Below are 26,427 nucleotides of genomic sequence, written 5' to 3'. Positions count from 1 at the left end.
TGGATAAAATTATGACCTCTCATTCAACAGCAACTCAAGCAAATACCGAAATCCCATCCGTGCTAAAGCGCATTGTCGCTACTAAACATCAAGAAGTAGCCGCGGCAAAAAAACAGCTTTCTTTAGAGAGTCTACAAGCAAAAGTTTTAGCAGACAAAAGCCCCCGTCGCGGTTTTGCTGCGGCGCTACGTGCAGCTGACATTGGTATCATCGCTGAGATCAAAAAAGCCTCGCCCTCTAAAGGCGTGATCAATCATAACTTCTCGCCTGATTTATTTGCACAGCAATATCAGCAAGCAGGGGCTACTTGTCTCTCAGTATTGACTGATAAAGAGTACTTCAAAGGCGATGATAAGTATTTATTACAGGCCTATAATGCTGCAAGCTTGCCAGTATTACGTAAAGATTTTATGATTGATAGCTATCAGATTTATCAGTCTTATTTGCTGGGTGCCGATTGTATTTTATTGATTATGGCTTGTCTTGATGACAGCCAAGCCAAAGCGTTACATGCTTTGAGTATTGAGCTGGGCATGGATGTGCTGATTGAGGTGCATACCAGCGAGGAGCTTGAGCGTGCTTTGCAACTGCCGCGCTCCGAGCACAATATCTACGGCATCAATAACCGTGATCTCAACACTTTTGAGGTCGATTTACAAAATACCTTAACCTTAAAAGATCGCTTGCTTGCAGCTTTGGCTGAGGATTTAGACTTAGAGCCTATTATTGTAACTGAGAGCGGTATTCATAGCGCTGCCGATATCAAGCTGATGTTAGATAACGATATCCATCATTTCTTAATCGGTGAGCAATTTATGAAAACCGATCATCCAGGCCAAGCGTTACAATCCTTACTTGCAGACGTGGCCACACAAAGGTAGAGTATAATCCTCTTCCTATAACCGATAAAAAGCGCTAGTCAATCAATACAACTTTTACTTCATCATTCATTAATAATACGTAAATTCTTATGGCAAACTCTCTATTCTCTAAAGAAATGCAAGATCAGCTCAAAGAGCTAAAAGGCCAACTTAGCAAAGGCCGTGATACCAATAGCCCAAAGGGCGAAAATCAAAAGCCTACTGAGCCGGTCTCGCTACCCACCCAAAAACAAGTCAAAAAAACCGTCAAGCAGCTCGGTAGCGAACACGTCGATGATGACAAAGTGCTGTTTATGCAAGCGATGCATGGGGTCGAGCAGCTAGAAGACAAAAATGTGCGCTCGCCAGTAAAGGCCAATAAAGCGGCTAAACCTGACGCCACCACTTTATCCAAACGCGCCGCCGCTCAAGGCAATGAAGATGGTGATCTAAGCACTGGTCTCTCTGACATGCAGGCGCTACTAAATCCTGTAGCGAGCGAAGCTATCTTGTCTTATAAGCAGCCTACCCTACAAAACAAGGTCTTTTCTCAATTAAAGCAAGGTAAGCTGCGCTGGTATGATGCGGTCGATATCCACGGCTGTACTATTGAGGAGGCGCGCACTGCTATGACACAATTACTAGTGCAAGCGAAAAGAAATAACGAAACAGTAGTAAAAATCGTCCATGGTAAAGGAAGCGAGGCGATCTTAAAAACTTGCGTCAATGGTTGGTTACGTCAGCTGCCAGAAGTACTAGCATTCTGCTCAGCACCGCCAAAAGATGGCGGCAACGGCGCGGTATTGGTACTGCTCAAAAAGCCTAAAGCTGATGCTGAGTAACGGATAAGATTTTGAAAGAAAGGACTGCATAGCGCGGTCCTTTTTTATGATTAAAAGAGAAGTCTATGAGTATAAAAACTATCCAAAATAAAGCCGAGCTAAACACTCATATTCAAGCCCTAATAACAATAGAGCCTAAGTTTGCGCTAATCTACAAGCAAGTTGGCGTACCAGATTTACGGCGTAATAAAGGCGGATTTCAGCAACTCATGCGGGCGATCATTGGTCAGCAGTTATCTGTCGCGGCAGCCAGCAGCATTTGGCAAAAGCTCAGTGATGCCAATCTGATATCCCCGTCAGCGATTAGTGAGGCCGATGATGAGTGCTTAAAATCACACGGACTCTCCAGACAAAAAATACGCTATATTCGCTCTTTAGCTGCCCATGATATTGACTACGCTACTCTAAAGACCATGCGTGATAGCGAGGTCATCGCCACTTTGACGGCAGTTACTGGCATAGGCCGCTGGACCGCTGAGATGTACTTGCTGTTCTCTTTAGGTCGTGCCGATGTACTTGCCGTTGATGATTTAGCCATTCGAGTAGCCGCTATGCAATTATTGGCGCTAACTGAACGCCCTACCCCAAAACAGCTACAATTAGCTACGCAGCCTTGGGCGCCTTATCGTAGTGCTGCTAGTTTATTATTATGGGCACACTACGGCTGGCTACGCCAAAAACAAGCTATACCTGTCTGATAAAATATACACTCTTAATAGATTACTTTACTAAGGTTTATTCCATGGCTGATTCCATATCGACAGATTAAAGCTCTTTTTACTATGCTTAAACTTGCGCTTAGCTAATCGAAGAGCTGTGATTTGTTTAGATCTATTAGGATTAATGACCTTATCATTTTTGGCTTTAGTCGCTTTATTATCACTGAGTCTATTATTTTGCTTCTCAGTAGATTTTGTCTCAACAGTAGAATTGCTGTTAACACCGCTGCCAATATCGGTATTATTGTTAATCGCGATATTAGTATCGACATCAGTATCGTTATCAGCATTGCCATTAGGCTCAAAAGCTGTGGTAGCTGCCGTAGAATCAGTCTCTTTAGCAGGATCAGTCTTTGGCGTATTGGTTTCTGACTGAGCCTCAAGCTGTCCTTTATTGACGATCAATTGCTGCGTTGGTAGCGCATGCTCAACGTCATAGTCTTTGACCTTGGTTAATATATCTACCAGCAGTGTATTTTGCTTATCATAAAACTCTATCACATCAAAAGAGTTGACATAAGCTCTCAGCTGGATGACGTAGCAGTCTTGACGCAGCTCTAAGATATTCGCCTGATTCCACTCTTTATTAGTCAGCTCATGCTCTTTTAGTAAGGTGTCTAAGTCATTGACCATCGCAAAGATGACATTAATATCAGCACTGCGCTTAATATACAGATTATGCAAAAAGTGAAACATATCGCGCGAAGTAAAGTTCTCAATTTGCATTGATGAGAAGTCGCCATTGGGCACGGTCACCACAGTACGGTTCAAAGTACGCACTCGTGAGGAGCGAATGCCGATATCGATAACCGTGCCTTCATAGGTGCCAAACTTACAATAATCACCTATTCTAACCGGCGAGTCTGCTACTACCACCACACTACCTACTAAGTTTTCGATAGTTTTTTGCGCACCAAGCGCTAAAGCTAAACCACCCACCCCAAGCGCAGCAATACCAGTAGTTAAGTCAAAACCTAAATTACCGAAGATAACGATGACGGCAAATATCAATAATAGAGCCTTAGTGACTTTGCGCATAAGACCTAAGATAGACACGCGCTCAATGTAGTTCTTTTTGTAGCTTAGATTGACCGCGCGGGTGAATAGCACATCGACAATGCGCAGCAACAACCAAGTAATAGCCAGCCATGAGGCAATCTCAGTAAAGCGATTGATAGGCTCGCGTAGAGTCACTGACACGCCAGCATAAACCATGACCTCAGAGAGTATCAGCGCCATGATGACCACTGATAATGGCAAAATGATTTTGTCAGGTAGCGGTAACGGCTCGCCGCGCACTCGGGGGTAAACCACGCGCAAAAAATGATACCACAACCATACAGCGACATAAGTGAGCACAAAGCTGCCAACCGCTAACATAATAGCAGCCACCAAGTCAGCCAACTGATAGCCAAAAAACTTTTCGTCCTCCAAACTCTCCATCGTATAGCGCGATATCAATGTCGGCTCAGTATTCTCAATGACATCTGGGACTAGGCTTAGCGTGCTGCTCGAGAATTGCCAATACTGCTTACCATTATCAGCGACTACGCGCTCTAATATTAGCGAGACGTTTTTATCGTTAATATTGATACTACCGACTTTTTCTTGATTGGGAGGTAGCTGATCGGCCAAATTACCCTCTGGGGTATTATTGATTTGTAAGTCAGGCTGAAAACGGCCACCAGCATCCAATGCTTGCTTGAACTGACGCACAATAGGCGTGGGATTGTCTGATTTAGATAAGTTCAGATAATTACTAGCTAGTAGATAATCGTTTTCTCCCAGAGCACTCAAAAAGCCTTGTACCGTTTGTCTTGGCGTATCGCGGCCAAAAGAATCTGGAATTGGCGACCGCGCCTCTTCAGTATTTTCGCTTCCTCCTACCCCAAGCACGCTTGCATCGGCCGCTAGGACTGGCGCTGAAAATAATAGCACTGTCAAAACCGCTAATAAAAACGTAACGATAGTAGACAGCTTAGCCGATGACGCTGATACGGTACTTGACTCTAGGTGACGCTCAATTGACAAAACAGGCCTCATAATTTAAATAGTTGAAGATTAAGCTGCATTTAGTAAAACACAAACTGACGGTATGATAACAACTATTTATCTCTATATTAATAGTGTTTGCCTGCTTTTTATAACTGACTGCTTAGCCTAGCAATCAGCATCTCTGTATTGATAATAAATTGCTACTAAAATTTAAGAGTAAAATTTCATCTTATTATCGCTCCAAAGTTTTTTGAAAATTTATTAAGGTTAATGACAGCAGTACAAACACTAAGCTAGGCTGAGGAACGCTCAGCTTACGATGAATAATCATTAGCTTAAAAGCGCTTGCAAAGCGTTATAATTCAGCAATAATAAGCGCCCTATAAATATACACTTCTATAGTTACGATAAAATATTAATCTCTTATAAATCTTGAGGCTACTTTTATCCCTTATTTTATGATTAGTCGCTTTTATTTTACGTATTCTTCTTTTTGTTTCTATCCTTTTTTTGGTTTTATAACACTGGAACACACTATGCTCTTTTCGGCTCCCTCTTCGACCACCTACCTACGACTATGTATCTTGAGTACGCTTGGCCTATGTGCCATAAATGCAACTGCTGCGACTACTGAGCAAACCTTAACTAATGAGAATACTCTACCGCAAACTCAGCTTGATGAAATTGTGGTAACGGCTACGCGTACGCCAACTAAGATTAGCAATACTATTGCCCAAACTCGCGTTGTCGATAGGGAAGAATTAAAGCGCTATCAAGGACAAAGTGTAATAGAAGTCTTAAAGCGTCAACCTGGGTTTAATATCAAGCAAGATGGCGATTTGGGTCAAAGTAGTAACTTTTATGTTCGCGGTTATGATAGTAAGAGAGTGCTCGTATTAATCGATGGCATACGCTACGGCTCTATGTCGACAGGTCAACCTACTCTAGCGCTACTACCTGCTGAGCAAATTGAACGTATTGAAATATTATATGGTGCTTCAGGTTCTAGTATCTATGGCGCAGATGCCATGGGCGGTGTTATTCAGATTTTTACTAAAGGCTCAAATACGAATCAGACGAGCTATTCAGTCACTGCTGGTGTTGGTTCTAACGATCATTATCTATACGGTGCAGCGGCGCAATTTGCTAATGAGCAAGGTGCAAGTCTTAGCTTGTCTGCTAGCCGTAATCAAACTAAAGGCATTAGTGCTATTGAAAATGCCACTGGTGCTAATAGAGATGATGATGGTTTTGAAAGTAATAACTTTTCTTTAAATGCTAGTATGCCTGTGACAAATAATGTTCGTATTGGCGCAACTGGACTGTATGCCAAATCAAAAACTGAGTTTGATAACTTTACCAATGTAGCAGATGCAGAGATTGATCAAGAAAATGGCGCAGTATCTATCTTTTCAGAATACGATAAAAACGATTTGACCCTGCGCTTATCTGTCGGTAGTAGCTTAGATAAGCTTGATAATAATGTTGGTGATGCGTTTGAAACTGAACAAAGACAAGCCAATCTATTAAGTATCTATCAGCTGCCTGTCGGTCAATTACAAGCTGGTACAGAATGGCTAAAGCAGAAGATTGACATTGATGATAATACACCAGCAAATGGTACGGACAGTTATAAGATCAATGATCGCACTATCAAAAGTGGTTTTTTAGGGTATCAAGTTAATAAAGACGTTCATGACTTTCAAGCTAATATCCGCTACGATGATAACTCTCAGTTTGACAATGAAACCACTTATAGTATTGGTTATGGTTTCAGAATACTGCCAAGCTTGCGTGTAGGTACCAGCTTTGCTACTGGCTATAGAGCGCCCTCATTGAATGATTTGTATGTAGAAAGCTCTTTTTATGTACCTAACGAAAACTTAGACGTCGAAAAAAGTGATAATTTAGAAGCATTTATAGAGTCTAATACCGCTATACAAACCACGCGTCTTACAGGGTTTAGAAGTGATGTCGATGGTCTTATTAATAATGCTTTTGATCCTGCTACCAACAAATTTAAAGCAGTAAATATAAGTGAAGCAAAATTATCAGGCTATAGCTTAACGTCAGATTGGCAACTAAATAACGTATTGTTCGGTGGTCACTATACTTATACTGATGCAGAAGAGCGCTCAGGTGATAACAAAGGCAAGCAATTAGTTTATCGTCCTGAAAATACCGCACTCGCATACATTGGTTATCAAGATTTAGACTATGATATTCGACTAGAAGCAGAGTATGTCGGCAAGATCTATACCTCTGTCAGCAATGATACCTTTATGGACGATTACACGTTATTTAGTATAAGTGGCAATTATTATCTAAACCCTAATCTGACAGTCAATAGCCGTATTGAGAACTTAACCAATCAAGACTACACGACTAATGAGAGCTTTGGTACTCGCTATAACCAAGATGGCATCAACTTCTTTACCTCGCTAACTTATAACTGGAAATAAGCTTGTCTAGCTCCAATTAAAACTTACGTTATCAATAATTAAGGCTATCATTTGATGGCCTTTTTTATATTAGAAAATAGCTATTTATCATTATAATAACAGCCAAAAGGTGACAATCTGCAGCGCATATATTACAATAACGACCTCCGAGAGGTGTTGCACCATAATTTATTATTAACAATAATCAGTTATGTTAGGCTCGGTAGCTTTTTATCAAAAGCATGAACAACGGCACCTGCGTTTTATTTTTATCATAAATCTGTTAACAATAGGAGCATATGATGGACGCAGTGTCTAACATCCCATCTGTCCACACCCTCGATCCCACTTTTACTGATTATAAAGTCGCTGACATTAGTCTTGCAGACTACGGTCGCCGCGAAATCACTCTTGCCGAAGCTGAAATGCCAGCCCTAATGGGTTTGCGTCGTCGCTATGAGGCCGATCAGCCACTCAAAGGCGCTAAAATCGTCGGCTGTATCCACATGACTATTCAAACTGCGGTGCTTATTGAGACTTTGATAGCGCTTGGTGCTGAAGTGCGCTGGACCTCTTGTAACATCTTCTCAACCCAAGATCATGCTGCCGCTGCTATTGCTGCTGCTGGTATTCCGGTATTTGCTTGGAAAGGCGAGACTGAAGAAGAGTACGAATGGTGCCTACGTCAGCAAATCCATGTCAATGGCGAAGAGTCAGGCCAGCTTTGGGATGCCAACTTAATCCTAGACGACGGCGGCGACTTGACCGCGCTTATTCATAATGACTATCCGCAAATGCTGGACATCATTCATGGTATCTCTGAAGAAACTACCACTGGCGTACATCGTCTGATCGATATGCTAAAGCAAGGAGAGCTAAAAGTACCAGCTATCAACGTCAATGACGCGGTTACTAAGTCAAAGAATGATAACAAATACGGGTGCCGTCATAGCCTAAACGACGCTATCAAACGCGGTACTGATATGTTCCTCGCCGGTCGCCGCGCGCTAGTAATCGGTTATGGTGATGTTGGTAAAGGTTCAGCGCAAAGCCTTCGTCAAGAAGGCATGATTGTACGTATCTCTGAGATTGATCCTATCTGTGCCATGCAGGCTTGTATGGACGGTTATGAAGTATTATCACCATACATTAACGGCGACAACACCGGCGGCAGCGATAGCATCAACACTCGCCTGCTAGAAGATACTGACATGATCGTCACCACCACGGGTAACTATCATGTTTGTGATAAGCACATGTTAGCAGCGCTCAAACCTGGCGCGGTAGTTTGTAATATTGGTCACTTTGATACTGAGATTGATACGCAGTTTATGCGTGACAACTGGCGCTGGAGTGAAGTCAAGCCACAAGTCCACCAAATCTTCCGCTCTGATGATGAAAACGATTATCTGATTTTGCTTGCTGAGGGTCGTTTGGTCAACTTAGGTAATGCTACCGGTCACCCTTCACGCGTGATGGACGGCTCATTTGCCAACCAAGTACTGGCGCAGATGTATCTCTTTGAAGAGAAGTTCGCAGATCTGCCGGTCGATGAGCGTTTTGATAACTTGTATGTCAGAGTGCTGCCCAAAAAGCTTGATGAAGAAGTTGCCGCGGCCATGGTAGCGGGCTTTAATGGTACTCTGACGAAGCTGACGGACAAGCAAGCTGAGTATTTAGGGGTACCTGTTGAGGGTCCATTCAAACCTGAAGAATATAAATATTAAACCTGAGGAATGTGATTATGAGTAAGCCTGCTTTCTCCTTTGAGTTTTTCCCTGCCAAAACTGAGCAAGGACATGAGAAGCTAATCGCTACTTTTGATGAGCTTAATAAGTTATCTCCGACTTATTTTTCAGTGACTTATGGCGCTGGCGGCTCGACTCGTGATCGTACTTTAAATATCGTTCAGGCGTTACTTGAGCGCAGCGATACGCCAGTGGCTCCGCATATCTCCTGCATCGGTGACGATAAAGCTGAGATTGCTGAGCTACTTGATCTGTATAAAGGCTTGGGTATCGATCGTTTAGTAGCGCTACGTGGCGACTTACCCTCAGGTCAGGTAGGTATGGGCGAGCTACCGTTTGCCTTGGATTTAGTCAAATTTATCCGTGAGTATTCAGGTGATCATTTCCATATCGAAGTTGCCGCTTATCCTGAGATGCACCCACAAGCTAAGAGCTTTTTATTTGACATTGATAACTTAGTCAATAAATATAAAGCGGGTGCTAATTCAGCGATTACTCAATTCTTTTATAACGCCGATAGTTATCTGTACCTGCGTGATGCTCTTGAGCTGCGCGGTATCGATACTGCTGAAAAGCCTTTGGTAGCTGGCATTATGCCGATTACTAACTCAAGTAATCTTGTGCGTTTCGCCGATAGCTGCGGTGCTGATATTCCGCGCTATGTGCGTAGGCAGTTAGCGGACTTTGGTGATGATCGCAAAGCCATTCGTGAGTTTGGTTTTGAGGTCGTTTATCGTCTTTGTGAGCGTTTGATTGCTGAGGGCGTGCCTGCTATGCATTTTTATAGCATGAACAAGGTTGAGCCAAACAAGCGATTGGTTGAAGCTTTAGGCCTAGTTTCTGAAACTTTGGCTGCTCAAACAGCTGTTCAAACTTTGAGCTCTGAGACTTTAGTAGTATAAAACCTTCTTTTTATACTTAGTAGTCTGTTGATTGCTATATTGGGTTAAAAAAGTATAATCGACTGGTGCTCTTAGGAGTGCCAGTTTTTTTTGGCTTTTTTATACTATAAAACACATTACCATAAACATTTTGACCAACGACGGGAAATAGCTAACGTGCGACGTTTTTTTTATGCCACCAATACTGACGAATATCCACAGCTTAGCACGCGAGCGCTTGGCGATAGTGTGGAGTTGACCGAAGCTATCACCCATCATTGGTGCCGAGTGCTGCGAGCTAATATTAATGATAAAGGAATATTGTTTGACGGGTTTGGCGGCGAGTATCAAGTTCAGCTACAAAGTATCCGTAAAAAACAAGCAACCGCCACTCTACTCTCTTATCATGATGACAATCGTACTGCCCCAATTCGCACTAAAATTGGCTTGGTGGTGAGCCGCGGCGAGCGTATGGACTATGCCATTCAAAAATCAACCGAGCTTGGCGTGACTGCAATTCAGCTGCTTAGCAGTCAGCACGGCGAGGTCAACCTAAAACCGGCGCAAGTAGAAAAGAAACTCGCTCATTGGCAACAAATAGCGATTGCTGCTTGCGAGCAATGCGGACTCAATCGGCCACCGCTGATCTTAGCGCCTATGCCGCTTAATCAGTGGTTATCTCAAGAGTCTTATGCGATAAAAGAGGACCACACCGCAAATAGCCATGCCTTAGCTAGTGTCGTCAGCCCTATAGTTTCTATACTGAGCCATGACCATTATTATCAGATACTCAATAGCTCAGCAGATTTGCGTCTACAATTGAGTGTACCGGCAAAAGATCAACCCAAAATGCCCACTGCTCTCAAATCGGTACTGGCTAAAGACGAGCCCTACCTTGAGCTGCTTATTGGCCCTGAGGGCGGCTTGAGTAAAGAGGAATGCGAGCAAGCTGAGCGACAAGGATTTTTGCCTTGGCAAATAGGAGAGCGAGTATTGCGTACCGAGACTGCGCCAGTGATAGCTTTGGCTACTCTACAAGCTTTGTCGCAACTGTCGGCATACTAACTTCTTAACTTCTCAACTTCTTAACTTCTTAGTTCCATATATAGCTTAAAGTGTACTAAAAACCTCTTTATTAAAATAAAATAAGTTGATTAGAAGATATACTTATAAACAAATCAGACTTTATTTGGGTTTGCAAGCTACAATACAATAATAGTCTGTTTATCTTATAGTGATTATTGGTGAGTATTGTTTAGTTATAATGATAATAAGCTACAAATGTTTTGTCGCAATTAAAAGGACTATAAAATTGTGTTTACCCCTTTATCTTCGTCTAATAAAAATCAGTTGTTAGCGCACTATTGCGAGCGCTCAAATCAAGCTATCTTTATTTTGGATGCTGATAAACGTTATCTATCAATCAATGACGCCTACGAAAAGCTTACAGGCTACAGTGAAGCTATTTTGTTAGGTCAACCTTTTGGCATTTTTGCTATTAAATTTTTGACAGCTTATGAAGCTAAACTGCTAAAAAAACTCAATGAGCGCTTAGACAATAACGACATCTATGAGCAAAGCTTTACTTTACCTAGAAGAGATGGCCAAATTATTAACTATACTATTGTTTTCCAGCGATTCATTATTAATAAAAAGTCCTTTTTTGTGGGCTCAGTAAACAGACTATCAAATAAGCTAGTAGCGCAAAAAACAGTAGATTTTGAGTCCAACTCTCAACCTTCACAGCTCACGCGTCTAGCTGATAACCCATTAGTTGGTTTGAGCTTAGGACAGCTTGTGCTCAGTCAAGCTATTGCTAATGACGAATTTGAAGCCTTTTATCAGCCAAAATATCGACTAGATACCGATACTATCGTTGGCTTTGAAGCATTGGTACGCTGGCAGCATCCGACTCGCGGCCTACTATCGCCAAGACATTTTATCGATGAGATTGTTTACTACGACTTATCCTTCGCTTTATTTTGCAAATTATCCGCACAGGTCGCTCAGCTATTAGCTGACTGGCAGGCTATGGAACTACCTCAGTATCTCAGTATCAATGCTGATGCTGGCGAATTTAGCCATCCTGATTTTAATAAAACCGTCAGTCAATTGTTAGATACCTATAATATTGCCCCTTATAGACTACATATCGAGATGACAGAATCCTCACTAATGCCAAGCGGCGAGGATATAAAACAGCGGCTTATTGAGCTTAAACAGTCCAAGATTTGCTTGGCTCTTGATGATTTTGGCACAGGCTATTCCTCGCTTAGCTACTTACAAGATTATCCTTTTGACTTTATAAAAATTGATAAAACATTTATCTCAGAGCTAACTTCAAATAAAACTCAACAAGCTATTGTCAAAGCTATATTAGACCTATCATCAGCTTTAGGGATGCAAACTGTCGCTGAAGGAATTGAGACTGAGCAGCAATATAGGCTACTACAACAGATGGGCTGTCAATACGGTCAAGGCTATTGGCTAGGTCGTCCTGTCAGTGCAAAGGCAGCGACGCAGCTACTCCAATAACAAAAACTCTAAACTTTAATAGCTAAGGCGATATGGAGTTTTGGTTGACTAAGTCCTAAACTAGCTAAATAACAGGCTAAAACCTTATTATTATCAATGACAAATTTAGCTATGATGCTTAGCCTATAACGGTTGCAAGCCAGGTTCATGACTTATCAGTACTAGCTCAAAACTTGTATAATTGTTTATGAAAGCCTATCTTTTATGAGTCTGATAAATAACACTCGATAAATTTAATTTTACTAAACAATGATTAAATAACGGCTCCGATTATTGGCCGTCATTGGTTATATCAAAAAAAAGGACAGGATACCATGCAATATAAAGCCCCTATTCGTGATATGAAATTTGTTATGCATGAGCTTTTAGATAGCACCGCTCACTTTCAAAAACTACCAGAATATGCCCATATCGAAGCCGATATCGTTGATAGCTATTTAGAAACGGCAGCAAGTTTTGCTGAAAACGAGTTATCACCACTAAACCAAAGCGGTGACGCTGAAGGCTGTCACTTTGAAAACGGCGTAGTCACGACGCCTAAAGGCTTTAAAGAAGCTTATAAGCAGTACTGCGAGCTTGGCTTCACCTCGTTAACCGCTGAAGAAGAGTTCGGTGGCCAAAACATGCCTATGTCGCTCAATTCAGCTATTTCTGAATTTATGGGTACAGCAAACTGGTCGTTTGGCATGTATCCAGGGCTATCAGAAGGCTGCGTCTCAACCCTTGAGCATCACGGTACTGATGAGCAAAAAAATAAATATCTACCAAAACTTGTCTCAGGCGAATGGACTGGAGTGATGTGTTTGACTGAGCCGCAGTGTGGCTCTGATCTAAACTTAGTGCGCACCAAAGCTGAGCCTAATGAGGATGGTAGTTATAGCATCAAAGGCAGCAAAATCTGGATCTCAGCAGGTGAGCACGATATGTCTGAGAACATTATTCATATCGTTTTAGCGCGCCTGCCAAATGCGCCAGAAGGCACTAAAGGCTTATCTTTATTTGTGGTCTCAAAGTACCTGGTCAATGACGACCAAAGCTTAGGCGAGCGTAATGCTGTCTCTTGTGGTTCTATTGAGCACAAAATGGGTATCAAAGCCTCAGCGACTTGTGTGATGAATTATGATGGCGCTATTGGCTGGTTGATCGGCGAAGAAAACCGCGGCCTAAACGCTATGTTTACTTTTATGAACGTGGCGCGTATCGGTACGGCGATCCAAGGCGTTGCTGCCGCTCAGTTCGCTTTTCAGGGCGGCCTAGCTTTTGCTACTGATCGCTTAGCATTTCGCTCATTAGAGGGCGCTAAATATCCAGACAAGCCTGCCGATCCTATCATTGTACATCCAGCGGTTCGTGATATGTTATTAACTACCAAAGCTTTTGCTGAGGGTGGCCGCGCGCTTATCGGTTATATGTCGCAGTTCGCTGATATCGTTGCTAAAGGTGAAGGCGAAGCACAAGAATATGCCAATCAGATGCTCTCTTTATTAACGCCAATCGGTAAAGCTTTCTTGACTGAGACCGGTTTAGAGGCAGCAGGTCATGGTGTACAAGTCATGGGCGGTAGCGGTTTTTGTACCGAGTATGGTTTAGAGCAAAACGTCCGCGACTCTACTATCTCTACTATTTATGAAGGCACCACGCAGATTCAATCGCTTGATTTGATTGGCCGTAAAATCTTAGGCTCAAAAGGCAAATTGCTTGCCAACTTTATCAAAGTCATTAGCGATTTTTGTGAAGCCAATAAAGACAATAGCGATATGACTCCATTTATTGAGCCACTCGTGAAGCACATCAAGCAATGGGGCGAGTTGACCGAAGAGATTGCTGCTCAAGCTGAAAAAGATCCACAAGCGGTAGGCGGCGCAGCGGTTGACTATATGTATTTTAGTGGTTATGTCACTCAAGCTTATCTATGGGCGCGTATGGCTTTGATCGCGCAAACTGAGATTGCTAATGGTAATAGCGAAAAAGCGTTCTATGATGCTAAAGTGAAGACGGCGCAGTTCTTCTTCACCAAATTGCTACCACGTACTAGCACTTACGCCCAGCGTATCAGCACTGGTACTGAACCTTACATGAGTATGGATGTTGAGCAATTTGCTTTTTAATATAGCTTTATAATGCAATAATTTTTTTATCTAGAATTTTAGCGCATGCAAATATCGGTAATATACTTAGGTATGTTGCCGATTTTTTTTGCAGTCTATTTTATGATAGTAGCAAGCGACTGATTAGCTAATCTTTATCAGAAAATCAGGCCCTTAAGCACTATTTAAAGACCACAAGGCTGATTTTGAACTTTTGGTGCACCCACTATTCACGAACAAACACACATGATAATGCACGAATTTGCTAAACTTTGCTTATTGTGACTGCTTAACTATTTTAATATTAACTATATCGACTTAGTCTGCAAAGCTTATCGTTAGTAGATGACAAGCTAAGCTTGCTACTTATATTCGCACCAATTTTTACTACTTTTGAATAAAAGGATTTCTTATGTCTGTTTATAATGCTCCGCTTAATGACATGCGCTTTATCTTAACCGACGTCTTTCGTGCCCATGAGTTTTGGCAAAGTAATGATAAGCTTGCTCACGTTGACATGGACACAGTCGATATGATCTTAGAAGAGATGGCAAAATTGTCCAAAAACGTCTTATTGCCAATCAACCGTACTGGCGATGAAGAAGGCGCAACTTTTGAAGGTGACGGCGTAGTGACCACACCTACTGGCTTTAAAGAAGCTTATAAGCAATACGCTGAGTCAGGCTGGGTAGGACTAAGCGGCGATCCTGAATATGGTGGTCAGGGATTTCCAAAAATGGTCACTATGCTGACCGAAGAGATGATCTTTACCGCTAACCAATCTTTTGCCCTCTACCCTAACCTTACCGTTGGCGCTACCCTTTGTATGAATGCTGCGGCCAGTGAAGAGCAAAAAGAGACTTATTTAGAAAAAATGTACAGCGGTGAATGGTCCGGTACCATGTGCCTAACTGAGCCGCATGCTGGTACCGATTTAGGTATTATTAAAACCAAAGCCGTGCCTAACGATGATGGTAGCTATAATATCTCTGGTACCAAGATTTTCATTACTGGCGGTGAGCATGATTTAACCGAGAATATTATTCATTTAGTATTAGCCAAAACGCCAAACGCACCAGAGGGCTCAAAAGGCATCTCATTATTTATCGTACCCAAATTCTTGGTCAATGAAGATGGCAGCTTAGGTGAGCGTAACACCTTAGCGGTGGGCTCTATTGAGCATAAAATGGGTATTAAAGCTTCAGCCACTTGTGTGATGAATTTTGATGACGCCAAAGGCTGGATGGTTGGCGCCGAAAATACTGGCTTATCTTCCATGTTCGTCATGATGAACTACGAGCGCGTGACTATGGGCTTACAAGGTCTTGGCGGCTCTGAGCTGGCTTACCAAAACGCCGCTATCTATGCCAATGATCGCGGTCAAGGTCGTAGCGATACTCAACTACAAAGCCCTGAAAAACCAGCGGATGCTATTATCCACCATGCTGATGTGCGCCGCATGTTACTCAATGCTAAGGCAAACTCTGAGGCGTCACGCTGCTTTGCGATGTATGTGGCAAAAAATCTTGATGCCGAAAAATTCAGCGATGATCCAGAAGTGGCTCAAGCAGCAGCGGCTCGAGTAGCATTATTGACGCCAGTAGCCAAAGCCTTTTTAACCGATAAAGCGCTTGAGGCAACCATTGATTGCCAGCAAGTCTTTGGTGGTCATGGTTACGTGCGCGAATGGGGTATGGAGCAGATCGTTCGTGATACACGTATTGCCCAGATTTATGAAGGCACCAATGGTATTCAGGCATTAGATTTATTGGGCCGAAAAGTGGCGCGTAATAATGGGAAATACATTGCTCATTTCTTGAGTGAGATTCGTGACTTCGTTAATAATATGAAGGCAGAGCACGGCGTTAAGCAAGCGACCTTAGAGGCGGCTGATAAGATTGAGAGTCTAACCAATACCGTATTGGCTAATATCAGTGAGCGCAAAAACGAGATTAACGGCTGCGCGGTTGACTACATGCATGCCTTTGGTTATCTATGCTACTCGTACATGTTTGCCATGATGGTTGAAGCGGCTAATGGCAAAGAAGGTGAGTTTTATACCAATAAAGCCAAACTTGCCGATTACTTTGTTGGTCGTATCTTGCCGCGCATCGACGCGCATGTGCAGATGGTAGAAGCAGGTAGCGACCCGATGATGAATTTTGATCTTGATTATTTCGCTGTCGCTAATAGCTAATAAGCGAATGGTGAATCATTTATAATCTTATATTATGAGCGAAGAGGACAGTTACGCACTGTCCTCTTTTTTGTGCAAAGTATTTTATAGCTAATGACAGAGCTAGAGAGGTTGGCAGATGAGCAAAATAACTGCTAACAAAATAATTAACCGTAAATAACGGGTTCAGATTAAAATGTCTCAATGTTATTAACTCATTCTTAATATTCTCAAACGGCGCATAAGCACTGCTTTTAAGATAACGACTCAAAATATAAAAATAATCAAGGGTATGATGTGTCTGAAATAAAACGTATTTTACAGCAGATCACCGCTTTAAGCGATGTTCCTGAGCCCTCAGTACTCAAGCGCTTGGTCGATGAGCTGCGGGTGACAGATAAAGAGCCTGCCCTCGCCAATCAAAATATGCAAACGCTCATTGATCTATTACGCAAGCATCCAGAGTATGGTGATGGGCTGGCAAGCTTTGTGCTAAAGCTTATTATTCAGTATCGCCAAATTGCCTTATATACTGATACTGGCATCATGTCAGACCATGGGTTTTTTAGTAGTTTACGGCGTTTGATAGGCCATCGATTTTTACCTTTGTTGCCACAAGAGGATTCTGTGGTTGAATTAGTCGGCTATCTGTTTGATAAAAAGACGGATGAGCGGTGGCTTGCTAATATCGAAAAGGATAAATGGGATGAGTTAGTGGGTTTGCTCAAAGTCAAAGAAGAGCATTTAGACTTAGTCGCAACTGCCAAAAACAGTATATTAAACGCCATTATTATTTTATCTTATCGGGTCAGCGGTATCGGTTTACATCCTGATTTGATGGAGTCTTATCCACAAATACTGAACTATTCAGCCTCTTTTGTGGCGCAAAACCAAGAAGCAGTACTGTTTGTCAATCAATATCGCCAAGCCCATGAGCTAGATACTTTAACGGATATCACCCCTGAGCAAGCGGTAGATTCTGCGCCGCTCCTAGTCATGTTAGAGCAGTGTGAGGATGTAGTGACGACCATCCGCAAACGTATTTATAAGACCGGTATCTCTATCCGTCTGACCAATATGATGATGCGCCTTGAGCAAAGTTTGCAGCGTATTCGAATTTTGACCAAGCTAGTCTCAGATGATGGGCAAAAGCGTGATCGTGCGATAATTGAGCTGATTCAAGCGCTTATTGAAACGGCCAGTCGTCGTTACAGTATTAGCTACCTGATCGACAATAATACTAAGCTACTATCCAAAAAAGTCACTGAAAACGCTAGCCGCGTTGGCGAGCATTATATTAGTACCGATAAAGCGGGCTATCAAAAAATGTTCAAAAAAGCCTCAATTGGCGGTTTTGTCATTGCCTTTATGGCGACTTTGAAAATATCGGCTTATCATCTTGCTTTGGCACCGATAGGCCGCGCCTTTGTTAACAGCATGATTTATGGTTTAGGCTTTGTCTTTATTCACGTCATCCATGGCACGGTTGCGACCAAACAGCCAGCGATGACCGCAGCAGCCATTGCCTCTACTATCTCAGATGGCTCCGGCAAAAAATCTCATCAGCTCACTAAATTGTCTGAATTAGTCGTCGATATTTTACGCACACAGTTTATTGCGATCATGGGTAATATTATGCTGGCGATGCCAGTGGCCCTTCTCATCTCTTTTGCTTGGTTACAGTACAGCGGCGTGCCCATGATTGATAATAATAAAGCGGCCAGCCTACTACATGACCTTGACCCGTTTCGCTCTCTAGCCTTACCTCACGCGGCTATTGCTGGGGTTTATTTATTTTTATCCGGTCTCATTGCTGGTTACTATGATAATTTAGCCGTTTATAACAATATAGGGGCTCGAATTCAGCGCCATGGCTTACTCAAATTTTTATTACCTAAGTCTTGGCTCATTCGCTTAGGCGGTTTTGTGGAAGCCAACCTTGGCGCTATCATGGGTAACTTTTTATTTGGGGTATTTTTGGGTAGTACCGCAACTATTGGTTATATCTTTGGCTTACCTATCGATATTCGCCACATTGCTTTTGCCTCTGCTAACCTTGCGCATGGCTTATTCAATATTGCTGCAGTGGATATCAGTTGGTCATTGATACTGGTCTCTATCCTTGGGGTAGCACTGATAGGTATCGTCAATTTGATGGTGAGCTTTTCGCTAGCTTTGTTTGTGGCACTGCGCTCAAAAGAGGTACGTTTCTTTGAATGGGGTCGACTCACACGGCTTGTCTTTGGTCATGTTATCAGCCATCCTTCTGACTTTTTTTGGCCACGTCCTAAACCGATGAGTTATGCTCGTATTGATAGACAAGGTCACATGATATTTGAGGATAGCTCAGCACAAAAAAGCAATCATGCTATGCCTAGTAACTATGTGATAAGACGATTATCCGATGTTAAAATATCGCCGGAGATTGTTCAATCAGTAGCCAAACAAAACACTGATATTCATTATGATAATCGGCCATCCGAGGCGCATGCTACGTCTTTAGCTACTGAAAACAAATCAACGCCTAGTCCTTCAAGTAATAGCTCTTCAACTAATAGCGCTCCAAGCAATACGGCTACCGCGCTGAAAAAAGTTGTCGATTTAGATGATGGACTAAATGATGAAGAGCTTAATAGCGTGCCTTATAGCAATGATATTCAATATGAACAAACCAATAAGAACCAGCAGTCAGCAACTATGATTGATGGAGAAGAAAAAGCTAATGCCAAAACACCGCTACCTAAACCGAAAAAGCCGCCTAAATTACCTTATTAACTGACTTAGTTAATAAGGATAATTTAGACAGCTTGAATAACAGTTGTTCTGTCACTGAGAAAGTGGTTTAGGCTACTCTTTGAGCGCTTGTTTCTTATACCACTTGTTGTTATATAAATGGCCTTTAAGGCTTGGGGCAGTGAGCGCTTGAGGTGATAACTTTGCCATCACCTAAACGATAAGCTAACAAATAGTTGCCCCAAACACAGCCGCCGTCAACCGCGCGGGCATGCGGTAAATCGACTGCTCCTTTGAGCGCCGCCCAATGACCAAAGATTATCTTGCGAGTACGCGGTACTTGCCAGCTAAACCAAGGCATAAAATCCTCTGGCATAGCCTCATCCAAACTAGCGGTAAAGCTAAACTCCAAGCTACCATCTTGCTTGCACAAGCGCATACGCGTAAAGTAATTGGCAATAGCGCGCAATCTAGTATAGCCACTGATATCCTCATGCCAAGCGTCAGCGGTTTTGCTATATAAATGTGGTAGCAGCTTATCTAATTTTTTCTTTTTACTTTGCAACTGCTCTTCTAACTCTTTGGCATAGCCGTCCGCTTGCTCAATAGTCCAATGCGGAGGGATGCCAGCATGAACCAGCACCGTTTGCTCGTCTGGATAAGCCAAAACTGGCTGATGACGCAGCCAATTTAATAGCTCATCGCTGTCCTCTGCCATAAAAATAGGTGCGGTTTTATCTTTTTTCTTAAGTTTCGCCGCGCCGCGCCATACAGCGATTAGGTTGATATCGTGGTTGCCTAGGACAGTTGCAGCAGCGCCTCGCTCACACAGCGCTTTGACATCGCGTAAAGTATTTAGCGAATCTTCACCACGCGCCACTATATCGCCGGCAAACCATAATTTATCTTGATTAGGATCAAAATCTAAAGTGATTAGCAGTTGTTGAAAAGCATCATAGCAACCTTGTAGATCGCCAATGACATATTGGTGACGAAAACTCATAAAGCCTCAAAATCCGATAATTGTCTTTGATATTCGTAGCTAATATTAGCCGCTAAGATTGACAGATAGCCTTAGTAGATAGCAGTGAGCCATTATTTTGAATGACTAAATTTCATTAGTCGACTCTTCCGTCTCTGCCGTTAACGTTTTGGCGCGATTGCTAAGCGTGACAAAGTCGCTGACACTCAAAGTCTCAGGCCGCGCTTGCGGGTCAATAGCACAAGCAGCAAAATCATCTTCACTCAAAGTCGGCAACAAAGTCGATTGCTTAAAAATAGCCCGCAGTGTTTTACGGCGATGATTGAAAGTTTCGCGTACCACGATAGCGAAGTGCTCTTCATCTTCTGCTACTACGGGTTTATTGATATGAGGAGTCAAGCGAAATACCGCACTAGTCACTTTGGGTGGTGGATTAAAAGCGCCGCGTGGCACAGTCAGCAGATAATCCGTATTACAGTAATACTGCATAATAACCGACAGACGGCCATATATTTTGCTGCCAACCTCAGCGGTAATACGCTCAACGACTTCTTTTTGCAGCATAAAGTGCATATCTTCGATGACATCAGCGTAACTTAATAAATGAAACAGTATTGGCGTTGAGATATTATAAGGCAGATTGCCTACCACGCGCAGTTTGCCTTTTTCTTCGCTATAAAGCTTGCGATAATCGACATCCATCGCATTGGCTTTGATAATAGTAAAGTTTGGATGGCTGTTAGCGCCAATACGAATGCGCAAGCTATCGGCCAAATCCCGATCAAGCTCGACGACCGTCATCGCGTCGACCTCCGCTAATAACGGCTCAGTCAATGCGCCCATGCCCGGGCCAATCTCAACCAAATTATCATTGCGCTCTAAACGTATACTATCGACAATCTGGCGAATAACGCTAGTATCATGCAAGAAGTTTTGCCCAAAGCGTTTGCGCGGTTGGTGCTTAGCAGTACGCAGGCTTGCCGCTAGGGTCTGAGCATCGAACGAGGGTTTTGACATAAAGTATTCTTAATTAATAGTTATAGTGCGTAAAATTAAAACCTCTAAAAAGACACTGCGACTTGCAAAGTGTCATTATAGAAGTCATTTACAAAAGGTTATCGTTAAATAATTATATCACAGCTCATTATTGAGCTGTATTGGCCTGCAACGTTTTACTTCTAACTTACTACCTTTAAGTTGCTAAAGCCTTATCCGCCATCTCATTAGCCATAGATAGTGCTTGATATAGACTACTGTCATTAGCGCCGCCGCGTCCTGCTAGATCAAGCGCGGTGCCATGATCGACTGAGGTGCGAATATAAGGCAAACCTAGAGTCAAATTTACCGTATCACCAAAGCCATGTGACTTCAGTACCGGGAGGCCCTGATCATGGAACATGGCGATAACCGCATCACAATTCTCTAGATGCCTAGTAGTAAATAGAGTATCGGCGGGCATCGCCTCTGAGATATTGACGCCGTTATCGATAAACTCTTGCAGCACGGGGTTAATAATATTAATCTCCTCAAGACCTAGATGACCGCCCTCGCCGGCATGCGGATTAAGGCCACAGACTAAAATACGCGGATTATCATTACCGAACTTTTCGCGCATATCATCAAGGACGATCTGTACTGTTTGCCGAACGTTATCTGGAGTAATAGCCGCTGGGACATCTTTGAGCGCTAAATGAATAGTCACCAGCGCCACTTTCATCGCTTGGTTAGCCAGCATCATCACCACTTTATCACAGCCACTTTGCTGCATAAAAAACTCAGTATGACCACTGAACATGGTGCCATCAGGCAGCTTGATACCGGCATCTATTAGCGCTGACTTTTGTAGCGGGCCGGTGACGATAGCGGCAATGGTTTTATTGCTAGCCAGCTTATGCGCTAGGGTTAATTGCGCCGCCACCATCGCTGAGTTATTGGTATCGATACGCCCTGCTACTACCGGCGTATGACAAGGCGTATTTAACAACACAAAAGCGTTTTGACTAGGCTGATTTTGAGAAGCTAACGTCGCTATAGCGGTAGTGTCTAAGTCTTGCTGCGCACTTTGCCAGTCAACGCTTTGCCATTTTGGACAGCTTTTTAGGGTGCCTGGCTTTATCAACTCTTCAGCGCGCGCCTTCATCGCCTCATGGTCAGCGGTGACCCAAATAGGCCGCGCAAAATCTTCTAGCCTGCCGGCGTCAGCTAGCATTAGTACAATGTCCATGCCTATACCAGCAGGTTCTCCGGTAGTGATCAGCAAAGGGAATTTTTGCATTAGATATTTATCCTTATTAACTTATAGCATTGATTTTATTTCATTTATTATTATTTTCTGTTTTTATATCAAAAGTCCTTTATACCATAATAAGCGACTGGTCAAGGTAGATATAATTGCGGACTACAGCCGAAAAAAGCTCATAATGTGTTAAACTTCGCTGTTAATTGTAGCATCTATAGGCTAAATTTTATTTTGCGTTTTATGATCGCCCTCTTTGCTTATTTATAGCTCATCGACTTAAAATTTATCGTAGTTTTTGCAGCACTTTGTATTGTTTTTCAATTTAATATTAGGCACTCATGGCAGATAACGACAAAACCGACGACTTACTCAATCAGCAGCCTCCGCACAATATCGATATTGAAAAGGCGCTACTGGCCTCTTTGATGAGTATCGAAGAAGCTTATGACAAAATTGCCGAGATTGTCACCAAAGATGACTTTTATGCTGGGCGTCATCAGCATATTTTTGCGGCGATTGCGCATTTAGCCGCGGTCAATGAGCCTTATGATACGGTGATGGTACACGATTGGCTGGAGGCACAAAAGCTGCTCAAAAGCGCAGGCGGTGATAGTTATCTAGCCGATATCCTAAGTCAAAGTCCGGCGACTTTATTTAATTTGACCGCTTACGCGCAGCGGGTGCGTGAGCTGTCGACTTTACGGCAATTGATCACCGCTAGCAATGATATGCTTAGCCTCGCTTATAACCCAAAAGATCAATCGGTCAGCGACATCTTAGATAGCGTTGAGGCGACTATTTTTAGTATTAATGAGCAGCATAATAAACGGGCTGAACAGCGCGGCCCTGTTGGGATTACTTCAGTATTGACCAATGTCATCGACAAAATCCAAGAGCTCAAATCCAATCCTGATGGCATGATTGGTCTGCAAACGCCTTTTACTGAGCTGAATAATAAAACCCAGGGCTTGCAAGCGGGTGATTTAATCATCGTCGCCGCGCGGCCTTCTATGGGTAAAACCACTTTTGCTATGAACTTAGCAGAAGGCATCTTATTTAACGAAAACCTACCAGTGGTGGTGTTCTCGATGGAGATGCCAGCTGAGTCTATCGTGATGCGTTTGCTGTCCTCTTGGGGCGCGATTAATCAGACTCATTTACGCTCTGGACAGATGAATGAGGATGAATGGGCAAAGATGATGAATGCCATTCAGCATTTGCAATCCAAGCATTTATATATTGATGATAGTACCGCGCTGCCGCCCTCAGAGCTGCGTTCGCGCTGTCGCCGTATCGCCAAAAACCATGATGGGCGTTTGGGCGCTATCGTCGTTGATTATCTACAATTAATGAAAGTGCCTAATCTTGATGGTAACCGAGTAGGAGAAATCTCCGAGATTTCACGAAGTCTTAAAGCCTTAGCCCGTGAGCTTGAATGTCCAGTTATCGCTTTATCGCAGCTGAACCGTAGTCTTGAGAATCGGCCTAATAAGCGTCCGATTATGTCGGATTTGCGTGAGTCCGGCGCGATTGAGCAGGATGCCGATTTGATTATGTTTATTTATCGGGATGAGGTTTATAACGAAAACTCTGATCATAAAGGCGTGGCTGAGATTATCATCGGTAAGCAGCGTAATGGGCCTATCGGTACCATACGTTTGGCCTTTGAAGGACAATTTACCCGCTTTACTAATTTGACCCCTGAGTACTATCAAGGCGTCACTTTTGATGATGAATAATAAAAGCGCTACATTTAGCTTTTAATACACCTTATTACCCCTTTTTTTATTTTAAAACCTTTTCTAAAACTTAGTAAAAGAAGTCCACTATGCGTACTGCTACCGTCACTATCGATCCTAACGCTCTCACCCACAACCTCAAGCAAGTCAAAAAGCGCGCGCCTAGCTCAAAGGTGCTAGCCATGGTCAAAGCCAATGCTTATGGTCATGGCGTGGCGATGGTATTGCCCGCTTTGCAGCAAGCAGACGCTATCGGGGTCGCAAGCTTCACCGAAGCTTTAGAGGCGCGGCAACTGGGCTGGACTAAAAACATCGGACTGCTTGAAGGGGTCTTTAGTGCTCGTGAGTGGCAGCAAGCTATTGAGCAGGATTGTAGCGCAGTTATTCATCATCAGCCGCAGCTCGATTGGGCACTTGCTAATATCCCTAGCCCTGATAGCGCTACTCGTGTCGTTTGGCTCAAATATAATACCGGCATGAACCGCCTAGGCTTTAATTATCAGCAGACAATTGCGGCAGCCAAGCAGTTAAATGAGGCAGGTTTTCAGCTTATTTTGACCACCCACTTTGCTAATGCTGATGACCGCGATCACCCGTTAAATGCCAAACAAATTCAGCGCTTTTCTGAGATGCTGACACTATTGAAAAGTACGGTTAATAAAAACATTCAAGGTTCGCTATGCAATTCAGCAGGAGTAGTCAATTTCCCAGAGCATCACTATGATTGGGTGCGTCCGGGCATTATGCTTTATGGCAGCTCGCCTGTCGTCGATCAATCTGCCAAAGCGCTCAATTTACAAGCGGCTATGGAATTTGGCGCGCGGATTATGGCACTCTCTATGGTCAATACTGGCGAGGCTATCGGCTATGGTAGCCGCTGGATCGCAGATCAGCCCACCAGAACGGCACTAGTTAGCATAGGTTACGGTGATGGCTATCCTAGAGTGGTCAATGAAGAGGCTTGTGTCTGTGTCCTTGCCAAGAATAAGCAAGATAACTCAGTACAAAGTTATCTGTGCCCGGTGCGCGGCCGCGTCGCTATGGATATGATTGTTATCGATGTCAGCCAAATGCCTGAGGATATCTCGTTAGATAGTAAAGTTATCCTTTGGGGTAGCTCGCCACATGTTGATGAAGTCGCCGCTCAAGCAGGCACTATCGGCTACGAGCTGCTCTGCCGCTTAAGCACGCGGCCTGATCGCCTAAAAAATCATAACTTGCGTTGCCATCTTATCCAATTTTGAGATCCCTATCGTCTGCAAAATTGGCCATTTACATTAAAAGTAATTGCGCTATACTAAAAGTTTGTTATCAGCGCGGTCAATGCCTCGTTGCAAGACTATTAACAACGACTGATAACCTACCCCTTTACTTGACCGTGATCGACTGCTAGGATTGCTATGAGCTTGCGCCATTTTTTGACCTTATCTGATTTAACCAAACTAGAGCTTGAAAACCTTATCAAACGCGCAAGTGAGCTGCGAAAAATGCAACATGCTGGCGAGATTTATCAGCCCTTTGTCGGCCGCACCCTTGGGATGATATTTGAGAAATCCTCTACCCGTACCCGTATCTCCTTTGAGACAGGTATGGGTCAGTTTGGCGGTAGTGCTATTTTTTTGTCGCCCAATGATACCCAGCTCGGTCGCGGCGAGCCGTTAGAGGATTCAGCGCGGGTCATCTCTAGCATGGTCGATATCATCATGATTCGTACCTTTGGCCACGAAAAGGTCGAAACCTTTGCCAAATACTCAAGCGTGCCCATTATCAATGCTTTGACCGATGAGTTTCATCCTTGTCAGCTGCTTGCTGATATGCAGACTTATTATGAGCATCGCGGCAGTATCGAGAATAAGATCGTCACTTGGGTCGGCGATGGCAATAATATGTGCGCCTCCTTTATGCAGGCTGCCAGTCAGTTTGGTTTTGAACTAAGAGTTGCAGCGCCTTATGGCTTTGAGCCAGATCCTGAGCTGATGAAGCGCTTCTCGCATTGCGTAAGCTTAGTCGAAAACGTGCAAGATGCCGCTAAAGACTCCAACCTAATCGTTACCGATGTTTGGGCTAGCATGGGACAAGAGTCTGAGCAAAATACCCGCGCCCGCCGTTTTGCCCCTTATCAAGTGACGCCATCATTATTAGACAAAGCCGATCCAGAAGTGGTTTTTATGCATTGCCTGCCAGCACATCGCGGTGAAGAGATCTCGCATGATATGTTAGATGATCCGCGCTCAGTGGTTTGGGATGAAGCCGAGAATCGTTTACATGCGCAAAAAGCGCTGATGGAGTTCTTACTCAAAGATAAGATTAAAGTATAGCTCTGAGGGGTTAATAGCTTATTACCTTACCATCAAATAGTCTTAAAATAGACAGCAAAAAGGCAGAGTACTTATAGTAGTCTGCCTTTTTGCTGTTTATGGTTCAGGATTTATAGGTATACCCTACAAAAG

Annotated in this window: 18 protein-coding genes; 14 read left to right on the top strand and 4 right to left on the bottom strand. The window is 43.2% G+C overall.

Annotation, left to right across the window (positions count from 1 at the left end; genetic code table 11):
• Nucleotides 1-11: 11 nt before the first annotated feature.
• From trpC to M0N77_RS04265, 3 genes are all read left to right on the top strand, one after another.
• Nucleotides 12-881: an indole-3-glycerol phosphate synthase TrpC gene (gene trpC, locus M0N77_RS04275; protein ID WP_353103835.1), complete on the top strand. Its 870-nt coding sequence runs from the start codon at nt 12-14 to the stop codon at nt 879-881.
• An 89-nt stretch (nt 882-970) separates the two neighbouring features.
• The gene (locus M0N77_RS04270; protein ID WP_353103833.1) at nt 971-1,702 is read left to right on the top strand and encodes a Smr/MutS family protein; all 732 of its coding nucleotides are present in this window, start codon (nt 971-973) and stop codon (nt 1,700-1,702) included.
• Between the two features lie 65 nt (nt 1,703-1,767).
• Complete coding sequence (locus tag M0N77_RS04265) at nt 1,768-2,400, top strand: DNA-3-methyladenine glycosylase 2 family protein (RefSeq protein WP_353103831.1); 633 nt, start codon at nt 1,768-1,770, stop codon at nt 2,398-2,400.
• A 30-nt stretch (nt 2,401-2,430) separates the two neighbouring features.
• On the opposite strand, the gene M0N77_RS04260 is transcribed toward M0N77_RS04265, so the two are convergent.
• Nucleotides 2,431-4,452 (bottom strand): mechanosensitive ion channel domain-containing protein, encoded by a 2,022-nt coding sequence (locus M0N77_RS04260; protein ID WP_353103830.1) that lies wholly within the window; start codon nt 4,450-4,452, stop codon nt 2,431-2,433.
• A gap of 500 nt (nt 4,453-4,952) precedes the next feature.
• Here M0N77_RS04260 and M0N77_RS04255 point away from each other — a divergent pair, with 500 nt between their 5' ends.
• From M0N77_RS04255 to M0N77_RS04220, 8 genes are all read left to right on the top strand, one after another.
• Nucleotides 4,953-6,878, top strand: coding sequence for a TonB-dependent receptor domain-containing protein (locus M0N77_RS04255; RefSeq protein WP_353103828.1), 1,926 nt, complete (start codon nt 4,953-4,955; stop codon nt 6,876-6,878).
• A gap of 281 nt (nt 6,879-7,159) precedes the next feature.
• Complete coding sequence (gene ahcY, locus M0N77_RS04250; RefSeq protein WP_353103826.1) at nt 7,160-8,584, top strand: adenosylhomocysteinase; 1,425 nt, start codon at nt 7,160-7,162, stop codon at nt 8,582-8,584.
• 14 nt (nt 8,585-8,598) lie between these two features.
• The gene (gene metF, locus M0N77_RS04245; protein ID WP_371834216.1) at nt 8,599-9,507 is read left to right on the top strand and encodes a methylenetetrahydrofolate reductase [NAD(P)H]; all 909 of its coding nucleotides are present in this window, start codon (nt 8,599-8,601) and stop codon (nt 9,505-9,507) included.
• 156 nt (nt 9,508-9,663) lie between these two features.
• Entirely contained in the window at nt 9,664-10,551 is an 888-nt protein-coding gene (locus M0N77_RS04240) for a 16S rRNA (uracil(1498)-N(3))-methyltransferase (RefSeq protein WP_353103822.1), read from the top strand.
• A gap of 249 nt (nt 10,552-10,800) precedes the next feature.
• Nucleotides 10,801-12,021 (top strand): EAL domain-containing protein, encoded by a 1,221-nt coding sequence (locus M0N77_RS04235; RefSeq protein ID WP_353103821.1) that lies wholly within the window; start codon nt 10,801-10,803, stop codon nt 12,019-12,021.
• A 314-nt stretch (nt 12,022-12,335) separates the two neighbouring features.
• The gene (locus M0N77_RS04230; protein WP_353103819.1) at nt 12,336-14,129 is read left to right on the top strand and encodes an acyl-CoA dehydrogenase C-terminal domain-containing protein; all 1,794 of its coding nucleotides are present in this window, start codon (nt 12,336-12,338) and stop codon (nt 14,127-14,129) included.
• 391 nt (nt 14,130-14,520) lie between these two features.
• Nucleotides 14,521-16,305 (top strand): acyl-CoA dehydrogenase C-terminal domain-containing protein, encoded by a 1,785-nt coding sequence (locus M0N77_RS04225; RefSeq protein ID WP_353103818.1) that lies wholly within the window; start codon nt 14,521-14,523, stop codon nt 16,303-16,305.
• Between the two features lie 276 nt (nt 16,306-16,581).
• A complete protein-coding gene (locus M0N77_RS04220; RefSeq protein ID WP_353103816.1) occupies nt 16,582-19,059 on the top strand; it encodes a site-specific recombinase in 2,478 nt (825 codons plus the stop codon).
• A gap of 124 nt (nt 19,060-19,183) precedes the next feature.
• On the opposite strand, the gene M0N77_RS04215 is transcribed toward M0N77_RS04220, so the two are convergent.
• The 3 genes from M0N77_RS04215 to pdxA all read right to left on the bottom strand — a co-directional run bounded on the left by M0N77_RS04215 (nt 19,184) and on the right by pdxA (nt 22,274).
• Nucleotides 19,184-20,020 (bottom strand): symmetrical bis(5'-nucleosyl)-tetraphosphatase, encoded by an 837-nt coding sequence (locus tag M0N77_RS04215; RefSeq protein WP_353103815.1) that lies wholly within the window; start codon nt 20,018-20,020, stop codon nt 19,184-19,186.
• Nucleotides 20,021-20,125: 105 nt separating this feature from the next.
• Complete coding sequence (gene rsmA, locus M0N77_RS04210) at nt 20,126-21,016, bottom strand: 16S rRNA (adenine(1518)-N(6)/adenine(1519)-N(6))-dimethyltransferase RsmA (RefSeq protein WP_353103813.1); 891 nt, start codon at nt 21,014-21,016, stop codon at nt 20,126-20,128.
• 175 nt (nt 21,017-21,191) lie between these two features.
• Complete coding sequence (gene pdxA / locus M0N77_RS04205; protein WP_353103811.1) at nt 21,192-22,274, bottom strand: 4-hydroxythreonine-4-phosphate dehydrogenase PdxA; 1,083 nt, start codon at nt 22,272-22,274, stop codon at nt 21,192-21,194.
• A gap of 302 nt (nt 22,275-22,576) precedes the next feature.
• Between pdxA and dnaB the strand changes: the two genes are divergently transcribed.
• From dnaB to argF, 3 genes are all read left to right on the top strand, one after another.
• A complete protein-coding gene (gene dnaB / locus M0N77_RS04200) occupies nt 22,577-23,977 on the top strand; it encodes a replicative DNA helicase (RefSeq protein WP_353103809.1) in 1,401 nt (466 codons plus the stop codon).
• Between the two features lie 89 nt (nt 23,978-24,066).
• On the top strand, nt 24,067-25,221 hold the full coding sequence (alr, locus tag M0N77_RS04195; RefSeq protein WP_353103807.1) for an alanine racemase: 1,155 nt from the start codon (nt 24,067-24,069) through the stop codon (nt 25,219-25,221).
• A 156-nt stretch (nt 25,222-25,377) separates the two neighbouring features.
• A complete protein-coding gene (argF, locus tag M0N77_RS04190; protein WP_353103805.1) occupies nt 25,378-26,295 on the top strand; it encodes an ornithine carbamoyltransferase in 918 nt (305 codons plus the stop codon).
• Nucleotides 26,296-26,427 lie beyond the last annotated feature (132 nt).

It is taken from the genome of Psychrobacter sp. AH5 (assembly GCF_040371085.1).
GTDB lineage: Bacteria > Pseudomonadota > Gammaproteobacteria > Pseudomonadales > Moraxellaceae > Psychrobacter.
This window is presented reverse-complemented; position numbering and strand designations above follow the sequence as displayed.